This window comes from Azohydromonas aeria, assembly GCF_009760915.1.
Lineage (GTDB): Bacteria > Pseudomonadota > Gammaproteobacteria > Burkholderiales > Burkholderiaceae_C > Azohydromonas > Azohydromonas aeria.
Window position 1 is genome coordinate 44,010 of record NZ_VIDQ01000053.1, and the last position, 9,222, is coordinate 53,231.

At 70.3% G+C, this 9,222-nt stretch carries 8 protein-coding genes; all 8 read left to right on the forward strand.

Features of this window, described 5'->3' with window-relative positions:
• The first annotated feature begins 2 nt into the window (after window positions 1-2).
• Entirely contained in the window at window positions 3-1,481 is a 1,479-nt protein-coding gene (locus FJ694_RS24810) for a sensor histidine kinase (protein ID WP_157270005.1), read from the forward strand.
• Window positions 1,482-1,604: 123 nt separating this feature from the next.
• On the forward strand, window positions 1,605-2,612 hold the full coding sequence (locus FJ694_RS24815; protein ID WP_157270006.1) for a Bug family tripartite tricarboxylate transporter substrate binding protein: 1,008 nt from the start codon (window positions 1,605-1,607) through the stop codon (window positions 2,610-2,612).
• Between the two features lie 58 nt (window positions 2,613-2,670).
• Window positions 2,671-3,120 (forward strand): tripartite tricarboxylate transporter TctB family protein, encoded by a 450-nt coding sequence (locus FJ694_RS24820; protein WP_157270007.1) that lies wholly within the window; start codon window positions 2,671-2,673, stop codon window positions 3,118-3,120.
• Window positions 3,117-4,637 carry a tripartite tricarboxylate transporter permease gene (locus FJ694_RS24825; RefSeq protein ID WP_198320977.1) on the forward strand — a complete coding sequence of 507 codons (1,521 nt, stop codon included), beginning with the start codon at window positions 3,117-3,119 and terminating at the stop codon, window positions 4,635-4,637. The genes FJ694_RS24820 and FJ694_RS24825 overlap by 4 nt, the downstream gene beginning before the upstream one ends.
• A 169-nt stretch (window positions 4,638-4,806) precedes the next feature.
• Window positions 4,807-6,087, forward strand: coding sequence for an ATP citrate lyase citrate-binding domain-containing protein (locus FJ694_RS24830; RefSeq protein ID WP_157270009.1), 1,281 nt, complete (start codon window positions 4,807-4,809; stop codon window positions 6,085-6,087).
• 20 nt (window positions 6,088-6,107) lie between these two features.
• Complete coding sequence (locus tag FJ694_RS24835; RefSeq protein WP_157270010.1) at window positions 6,108-8,819, forward strand: CoA-binding protein; 2,712 nt, start codon at window positions 6,108-6,110, stop codon at window positions 8,817-8,819.
• 89 nt (window positions 8,820-8,908) lie between these two features.
• Window positions 8,909-9,097: a hypothetical protein gene (locus FJ694_RS24840; protein ID WP_157270011.1), complete on the forward strand. Its 189-nt coding sequence runs from the start codon at window positions 8,909-8,911 to the stop codon at window positions 9,095-9,097.
• The coding region (locus FJ694_RS24845; RefSeq protein WP_445661320.1) for a thiolase family protein at window positions 9,090-9,222 on the forward strand (133 nt) is incomplete at its 3' end. The genes FJ694_RS24840 and FJ694_RS24845, both read left to right, overlap by 8 nt.

Consider the following 9,222-nt stretch of genomic DNA (forward strand, 5'->3'; position numbering starts at 1 on the left):
GCATGGCGCGGCGCTGGCTGCCCTGGGGCGGGGACTCTTCAGGCCAGCGCCCGCGCCGGGGGCGCAGCTTCAGGCGCACGCTGCTCGCGGTGCTGTTGCCGGGCCTGCTGGCCGTGGTGGCCGGCGAGGTGTGGCTCACCTGGCGCACCGCGGTGGACGCCGCCGACGCGGCCTACGACCGCTCGCTGCTCGGGGCCATCAAGTCCATCGACGCCAACATCTCGACCGAGAGCGGCGGCCTGTCCATCGAGCTGCCGTACCGCATGCTCGAGTTCTTCGAGCTCACGGCCAGCGGTCCGGTGCAGTACCGCGTTGCGACGGAAGACGACCTGGTCGAGATTGGCAATGCCGACCTGCCACGGCCCGCGGAAGCCCTGGTGACCGGCCAACCGTACTTTGCGGATGCCGAGTACTTCGGCATACCCGTGCGCGTGGCCAGCTATGCCCGCATGCTGGACCGCCCCCTGGGCGGACAAGCAGTGGCGCAGCGGGTGGTGATCCAGGTGGCGGAGCCACTGACGTTGCGCAGCCATTTCACGCGCCGCCTGGTGGCCCAGGCCTTGACGCGCGACCTGGTGCTGGTGAGCGCGGCCGGGCTGCTGCTGGTGGTGGGCGTGAGCTGGACGCTGCGTCCCCTGGGCCGGTTGCGCAGCGAGGTGCTGTCGCGCTCGCCGCAGGACCTGCGCCCCATCGCGCTGCGCGACGTGCCCACCGACGTGCAGCCGCTCATCGACGCCATCAACCACCACGTGGAGCGCAACCGCGCGCTGGTGGAGGCGCGCCGCCGCTTCGTCGATGACGCCTCGCACCAGCTGCGCACGCCGCTGGCCACGCTCACGACGCAGCTGGCCTACGCGCTGCGCGAGCCGGATCCCGAGCGCCTGCGCGACGCGCTGGCCGCGCTGAAGGTGCAGCTCGACGAGACGGTGCGCCAGACCAACCAGATGCTGATGCTGGCGCGGGCCGACAGCGCCGAGCTGCGGCTGGAGCCGCTGGACCTGGTCGACTTCGCCGCCGGGGTGACGCGGGCGTGGTGGCCGCAGGCGCGCGACCAGGGCATCGACCTCGGCTTCGAAGCGCCCGAAGGCCCCGCCGGCGCCGAGGAGCCCATCGTGGTGGCGGCCCAGGGCGGGCTGCTGAAGGAGGCGCTGTCGAACCTGCTGGACAACGCCATCCGCTACACGCCCGGCGGCGGGCATGTGACGGTGCGCGTGTCGCTGCAGCCGCCGCAGGCGCGGCTGGCCGTGGTCGATGACGGGCCGGGCATTCCCAGGGACGAGCGCGGCCGTGCCGGCGAGCGCTTCTTCCGCGCCAGCAATGCCACCCAGTCCGGCTCGGGCATCGGCCTGGCCATCGTGCGTTCCATCGCCGAGCGGCACGGGGGGCGGCTGGAGATCGGGGACGGAGCCGCGGGGCGGGGCCTGGAGGTCGCGCTGCTGCTGCCGCTGGCTTCCCACGCCACCGCGGCGATCGCGGGTTAACCCGGGCGTTTTGGCGATTTTTCTGAAAGCGGCCTGAAAGTCGCGCCTCGATATCGTGCCCTCCATAGCGCTGAAACCGGCCACGCCGGTGGCGGCACCCCACCACCCGACGATGGAGACACGATGAAGCCCTCTACCCGAATCCTGCGGTCCACGACCCTTGCCGCGACCCTGGCCGTGCTGGCTGGCGCCACCGTGGCAGGTCCGCTGGACAAGACCGAATGCATCGCGCCGGCCAAGCCCGGCGGCGGCTTCGACCTGACCTGCAAGCTGGCCCAGGCGGCGCTGGCCGAGGGCAAGTTCATCCGCGACCCGATGCGCGTGACCTACATGCCCGGCGGCATCGGCGCCGTGGCCTACAACACCATCGTGGCGCAGCGGCCCGAGGCCGCGAACACCATCGTGGCCTTCTCCGGCGGTTCCCTGCTCAACCTCGCGCAGGGCAAGTTCGGCCGCTACGGCGAGAACGACGTGCGCTGGCTGGCCGCCATCGGCGCCGACTACGGCGCCGTGGTCGTGTCCGAGAAGTCGCCCTACAAGTCGCTGCAGGAGGTGCTGGCCGCCATGAAGGCCGATCCCACCAAGGTGGTGTTCGGCGCCGGCGGCAGCGTGGGCAGCCAGGACTGGATGAAGGCCGCGCTGCTGGCCAAGGCCGCCGGGGTCAACCCGAAGGTGATGCGCTTCGTGGCCTTCGAGGGCGGCGGCGAGGCCATGACGGCGCTGCAGGGCGGCCACATCCACGTCTTCACCGGCGACGCCGCGGAGACGCTGCACCAGATGAAGGCCGGCAGCAAGGTGCGCGTGCTGGCCGTCATGAGCGACAAGCGCCTGCCGGGCGACCTGTCCGCGGTGCCCACGGCCAAGGAGCAGGGCGCCGACATCGACTGGCCCACCGTGCGCGGCTTCTACGTCGGCCCCAAGGTCAGCGACGCGGACTACAAGACCTGGAGCGACACCTTCGCCAGGATGATGGCCACCCCGGCCTACGCGAAGCAGCGCGAGCAGCAGGGCCTGTATCCGCTGTCGCTCACCGGTGCGGAGGCCGAGGCCCACGTCAAGAAGCAGGTTGCCGCCTACCGCAAGCTGGTCGAGGAACTGGGCCTGACCGTGGCGCCCGCCGCGGCGAAGTAAGCCGTCTGCCGGCCGCCGCGTCCTGCGGCGGCCATTTCCCTTTCCCGAGGAATTCCCAATGAGTGACCGCATTCTTGGTGCGGCGTGCGTCGTCGCGTCCGCAGGCATGGTCTGGGCTGCGCAGGGCTATGCCGCCGAGATCTCCTATGAGCCCGTGGGCCCGCGCGCCTTCCCGCTGCTGCTGGCCGCGCTGATGGGCGTGGGCGGGCTGTGGCTCGTCTTCAAGCCCACACTGCGCGGCGTGGCGGCGTTCCGCGACGTGCCCTGGAAGGCCACGCTGCTGTGCGCCGCCGCGGTGGCCGCTTACGCGCTGCTGTTCGAGCTGCTGGGCTTCACGCTGGCCACGGCCCTCATGGCCGTGCCTGTCGGCCTGGCCTTTGGCGGCAGCCTGGCGCAGGCGCTGGCGGGCGGCGCTGGCCTGGGCCTGGTGCTGTTCCTTCTCTTCGACAAGGTGCTGGACGTGGTGCTGCCTTCGGGCGTGCTGTCGTTCCTGCTGGGAGGCCGTTGATGGACACCCTGCAACATCTGCTCGCGGGCTTCGGCGTCGCGCTGACGCCGATGAACCTGGCCATCGCGGCGGTGGGCGCGCTCATCGGCACCATGGTCGGCCTGCTGCCGGGCCTGGGGCCCATCAACGGCGTGGCCATCCTCATGCCGCTGGCCTTCGCGATGAAGCTGCCGCCCGAGGCCTCGCTGATCCTGCTGGCCGCGGTCTACATCGGCTGCGAGTACGGCGGCCGCATCTCGTCCATCCTGCTCAACGTGCCCGGCGATGCCGGCGCCATCATGACGGCGATGGACGGCTACCCCATGGCACGCAAGGGCCAGGGCGGCGTGGCGCTGTCGATCTCGGCCTGGAGCTCCTTCGTCGGCTCCGTCATCGCCACGCTGGGCATCGTGATGTTCGCGCCGCTGCTGGCGGGCTGGGCGCTGTCCTTCGGCCCGGCCGAGTACTTCGCGCTCATGTGCCTGGCCTTCGCCTGCATCGCCGGGCTGATGGGCGACGCGCCGATGAAGGCCGGGCTGGCGGCCGTGATCGGCCTGTCGCTGTCGTGCGTGGGTCTGGACTCCAACTCCGGCGTCTACCGCTTCACGGGCGGCGACGTGCACCTCTCCGACGGCATCCAGTTCGTCGTGGTCGTCATCGGCGTGTTCTCGATCAGCGAGATCCTGCTGATGCTGCAGCAGCATCACAGCAGCGCCGGCATGATCACCGAGACGGGGCGCAAGCTCTTCAACCGCCAGGAGCTGGCGCAGACCTGGTGGGGCACCGTGCGCTCCAGCGTGGTGGGCTTCGTGGTCGGCGTGCTGCCCGGCGCGGGCGCCACCATCGCCAGCGCCATGACCTACTCGATGGAAAAGCGCCTCACCGACAAGGAAGGCACCTTCGGGCAGGGCGACATCCGCGGCGTGGCCGCACCCGAGGCGGCCAACAACTCCGCGGCCACCGGCTCCTTCGTGCCGATGCTCACGCTGGGCGTGCCGGGCTCGGGCACCACGGCGGTGATGGTGGGCGCGCTGGCGCTCTACAACATCACGCCGGGGCCCGCGCTGTTCACGCAGCAGCCGGCGCTGGTCTGGGGCCTCATCGCCTCGCTGTTCGTCGCCAACGTGATCCTGCTGTTCATCAACATCCCGATGGTGGGCGTGTTCACGCAGGTGCTGCGCGTGCCCAACTGGGTGCTGGTGCCGGGCATCCTGGCCGTCAGCGCGGTGGGCGTGTACGCGGTGCACGCCACCACCTTCGACCTGGTGCTGATGACGGTGCTGGGGGTCATGGGCTACCTGCTGCGCAAGCAGAACGTGCCGATGGCGCCGCTGATCCTGGGCTTCGTGCTCGGCGACATGATGGAGCAGAACCTGCGCCGGGCCCTGTCCATCACCAACGGCGACGCGTCGATCCTGGTCGAGAGCCCGATCTCCATCGGGCTGTGGCTGGCTGCTGCCGCGATGCTGCTGCTGCCCCCGCTGCTGCGCTCGCTCCGGCACCGCAAGCCGCAGCCCACGGTCGTGGGCCAGGTCTGAAGGCACGGCCTGCCTGACCTCGGCCGCCCGGTCCTCGCCTGCCATGGCGAGGGGTGGGCACCACGCCGATCCGTTTCCCCACTGCACTGCTGATCCCGACGCCTCGCGCCGGGGCCAGCGGAGCGCTGCGCGCCCTGGGCCGCACCGTTTCTGAACTGAAGGAGATTCCATGCAACTCACCGGCATGCTTTACGGCGCGCAGCTCTTGCGGCACGTCGATTTTCCGAGCGCGGAAGTGCTCGGCCCCGATGCGTCGGAGGACGAGATCCAGGCGCTGATCCGCCGCCACGGCCAGGTGTTCGTGAAGCCGCTGTTCAAGGGCGGCGTGGGCAAGAAGGGCAAGTCCGGCCTGATCGGCCGCGCCCGGGATCTGCGCAGCGCGCTGGCCGAGAAGGAGCGGCTCTACTTCGCCGAGCACCGCCACGGCAACGCCACGGCCAAGGCCAACGGCGTGACCTTCGAGGGCGGGGTGCCCGCGGAGCACGAGGTGTACTTCGCCATCACCGACGACACGCGCTTTCGCGCCCCGACGATGACGCTCACGCACCGCGGCGGCGTGGACATCGAGGAGCTCGACAAGTCGGAAGTCGCCACCGTGCCCTTCGACGCGCTCACGGGCCTCAAGGCCTTCGTGGTCGCCAACGCGCTCACCGACATCGGGGCTCCGAAGGAGATCATCTCGCCGCTGGTGCAGCACCTGCCGAAGCTCTGGGAGCTGATGCACCACTACGGCATGACCACGCTGGAGCTCAACCCGATCCGCATGCGCGTGGACGGCAATGGAAAGCTCACGCCGGTGGCCTGCGACTTCAAGTGCGGTTTCGACCGCGACGACCCGCGCGTGGCGCGGCTGAACCTGCCGCAGCACCTGTTCGCCGCCGACGTGGGCGCCTTCGAGCAGGAGGTCAACGAGCTGCGCACGCACCAGGGCCAGTCGGACGTGTTCGTGATCAACGAGCGCGGCACGATCCTGGCGCCCACCTTCGGCGGCGGCGCCAACTCGCTGGTGACGGAGGTGCTGGGCGAGGCCGCCAGCATCTCGTCCGACTTCGGCGGCAACCCGCCCTACGAGAAGATGAAGCAGGTCGCGAAGATCTGCTACCGGCACTTCCTGGCGCAGTCCAACGTGCTGTTCATCATCGGCGGCAAGTCGAACAACACCGACATCCACGAGACGCTGCGCGCCATGGGCGACGCGCTGCGCGAGCACTTCGCCACGCACGGGCCCACACCGCTGTACGTGGTGGTGGGCCGCGGCGGCCCCAACCTCGTGCGCGGCTTCGGGGCCCTGGCCGACACCTGCGAGGCGCTGGGGCTGCCCTATCGCTTCTTCGGCTTCGACAGCGCCATCTCCGAGGTCGTCAATTACGCCAAGCGCGTGGACGAGTGGATGAAGGCGGGCGGGCGCGCCGCCATCGCCGAGCAGCTCGGCATCAAGGCCGCCGTTTGAACATCCCAGGAGACATGACCATGCATGCACGAGGCATTTCCGGCTTTCCGTACCACCTGGGCGTCGACTCGCTGGCCGACCTGGCCACGCGCGGCGACCGCGTGTGCGTCCTCAACATCCTGGGCGGCGAGTCGCGCCAGGTCACGCCCACGAGCCACGCCTTCTCCGGCGGCAACGTGGTGTTCGGCACCTCGCCCGGGCGCGGCGGGCAGCGGCTCAAGACGCCCGCGGGCGACATTCCCGTCTTCAACAACGTGCGCGAGGGCCTGGACGCGGGCCTGGCCTTCAACACCGGCGTGGTGTACCTGCCGCCGTCGGGGGTGCGCGACGGCGTGGCCGAGCTCATCCGCGTCAATCCGGGGCTGCGCAAGATCGTGATCGTCACGGAGAAGATCGCCGTGCACGACGCGCGCGAGATCCGCGCCATGGCGCAGCAGGCCGGGGTGGACGTGATCGGCGGCAACTGCCTGGGCGTGGCCGACTCCTGGAGCCGCGTGCGCATCGGCGGCGCGCTGGGCGGCGACCTGCCGCAGGACTCGCTGCTGCAGGGCTCGGTGGCGATCTTCTCCAACTCCGGCGGCTTCACCACCACCATCGCGCAGTACCTCGCCAGCGAGGGCTGGGGCACGACGACCCTCGTGTCCTCGGGCAAGGACGTCTACATCCACTACGCCGCGCGCGACTTCGCGCATGCCTTCCGCAACGACGGCCGCTCCCGCGCCGCGGTGCTGTACGCCGAGCCCGGCGGCTACTACGAGCAGGGCCTGGACTTCGGCAAGCCGGTGGTGGCCTGCGTGGTCGGGCGCTGGAAGTCCAAGCTCACCCGCGCCGTGGGCCACGCCGGCGCCATGGCCGGCTCCGGCGACAGCGCGCAGGACAAGGAGCGCTGGTTCATGGACAGCCTGGGCGTGGACGCGATCTTCACGCCCGACAACCCGGTGGTGTCGAGGAAGGGCGCGGTGGTGACCAACATCGCCCACATCCCGGCCGCGCTCACGGCGGTGATGGCCCTGAGCGGCGCCAAGCCCGACTTCGCCCCGCGCGGCAGCCTGAGCCTCAAACCCTGGATGGCCAACGACCAGGGCCTGGTGCTTCCCGCGGAGCTGGCGCTGGAGCCGGTGGAGGCGCCGGCGCCTTATGCCGGGCAGATCGCCGCGCTCGGTAAACAGGTCGGCGCCGTGGTGGCGCGCCAGAACATGAAGGACAAGTCCGGCGCCTCGCAGATGGACCCGGCCACGCAGGTGACGGCCGTGCACGGCCACCCGGTGCTGGACCTGGCGCTGCAGCCGCTGCAGGCGGTGTTCGCGCTGCCGCTGGTGCACGAGGTGGCGGGGGCCAACGAGCGCGCGCTGCTCGACATCGCGGTGGCGGCCGAGGTCAACCTGGTGGGCGACCCGGTGCTGGTGGCGGCGCAGGCCGCGCGCGACGCGGGCAACGCGCCCAATGCCGTGATGGCGGCGGCGGCGTCCATCGTCGGCCCGAAGCGCGTGGAGCGCGCGCTGGCCTGCACGCGGGTGCTGATCGAGCTGTTCCTGGGCTCGGGTTTGAAGGAGGGCAGCCAGGCGGGCTTCGACTTCAGCCGCATCCGCCTGGACGAGGCCGCGCGCGCGCTGTTCACGCAGCGCCCGGACGAGGCCAAGGACTCGCACCCCAAGGCCATGCTGCAGGCGGTGCGCCAGCGCAAGGTGAAGTCGGTGTTCCTGGACTTCCTGCTGGCGCAGGACATCCCTCTGTCGCGCGACGCCATCCTGGCCGCCATCGCCGTGACCATCGCCTGGGGCCCGCTGCTGCGCAAGCGCATCACGCGCCTCACGGCCGAGACGCTGCCCTGGTACCTGCGCCTCTACGGCGTGATGGTGGGCGCCACCATCGACGCGGAGAAGCACCAGTGGGGGTCGCTGGCCGGCATCTCGCAGGCCGAGCGCTACGGCAGCTGGACCATGGCCGACCTGTGCGCGCTGGCCGTCACGGGGCGCAAGCCGAGTGCCGCGGAAGCGATGCCGCTGCAGATGCTGATCGGGCTGCTGGTGTCCAACGGCCCGGGCTCGATCTCGGCGCAGGGCGCCAAGGGCGCCGTGTCGGCCGACGGCCCGCAGACGCCGGGCCGGGTGCAGATCAACAAGGCCATGGTCGGCTTCCTGACCCACACCGGCTACAGCCACGGCGGCAACGGCTTCGAGGGCATGGCCTTCCTGCTGGAGCAGTTCAAGGGATGCGATCTGAAGGACCCGTCCGACCCGAACCATGGGCTGGACCTCAAGGCCATGGCCACGCGCTTCGCCCAGGCCTACAAGGCCGAGAAACGCGCGGCCAAGGAGGCGGGGCAGGAGCTGCGCGCGCTGCCCGGGGTGCACCACCCGGTGTTCAAGGGCAAGCCGGTCAACGTCGATCCGCGCGAGCGCTTCATTGCCGAGTTCATGGCCAAGCAGGGCCGCTACAACGTCTTCCACGCCTTCTACCGCGAGCTGGCGCAGGCGCTGTACGACGTGGGCGCGACGCCTTACGTGTTCTGCGTCAACGTGGACGCCGTGATCGCCGCGCTGCTGCTGGGGCTGCTGTGGAAGGACCACCAGGCCGGCACGCTCAGCGTGCGCGACCTGGAGAACGCCGCGTTCACCGTGTTCCTGTACGGCCGGATGATCGGCGCCGCTGCCGAAATCGACGACCACCTCAACCGCGGCCGCAACATGGACACGCGCACGCCCGAAGCGGCTTGCGCGCACGTCCTGTGAGGGCCGCCGGTTACGGCGCGTGAACAAACCTCGACCAAAATCGAAGGTTTTATATCGTGGAAGCGGGTTTTGTATCGTAGGATCGTGAAATGTTCACGCAGGGCGGCGCAGGAGCGGCGCGCGTGCTGGCAAGCCGGTTGCCGCAATTTCGCGACCGGCCTGGACCGGCCGGCGCCTTCCGCACCGCCTGCAGCGACCTGAAGAAAAAATTCGTCGAATCGCCGCTCCGGCGCCTTCTTCCACCTGTGATTGAGACAACGAGGAGATCCCATGACTGACATCGTCATCGTCGCCGCCGCCCGCACCGCCGTGGGCAAGTTCGGCGGTTCGCTGGCCAAGGTTTCCGCGCCCGAGCTGGGCGCCACCGTGATCAAGGCGCTGCTGGACAAGACCGGCGTGGGTG

Excerpts from the sequence above, each read along its gene's own strand:
- FJ694_RS24830 (WP_157270009.1), top strand. The coding sequence starts at position 4,807 with ATGCAACTCACCGGCATGCTTTACGGCGCGCAGCTCTTGCGGCACGTC.
- FJ694_RS24820 (WP_157270007.1), top strand. The coding sequence starts at position 2,671 with ATGAGTGACCGCATTCTTGGTGCGGCGTGCGTCGTCGCGTCCGCAGGC.
- FJ694_RS24840 (WP_157270011.1), top strand. The coding sequence starts at position 8,909 with ATGTTCACGCAGGGCGGCGCAGGAGCGGCGCGCGTGCTGGCAAGCCGG.
- FJ694_RS24835 (WP_157270010.1), top strand. The coding sequence starts at position 6,108 with ATGCATGCACGAGGCATTTCCGGCTTTCCGTACCACCTGGGCGTCGAC.
- FJ694_RS24815 (WP_157270006.1), top strand. The coding sequence starts at position 1,605 with ATGAAGCCCTCTACCCGAATCCTGCGGTCCACGACCCTTGCCGCGACC.
- FJ694_RS24810 (WP_157270005.1), top strand. The coding sequence starts at position 3 with ATGGCGCGGCGCTGGCTGCCCTGGGGCGGGGACTCTTCAGGCCAGCGC.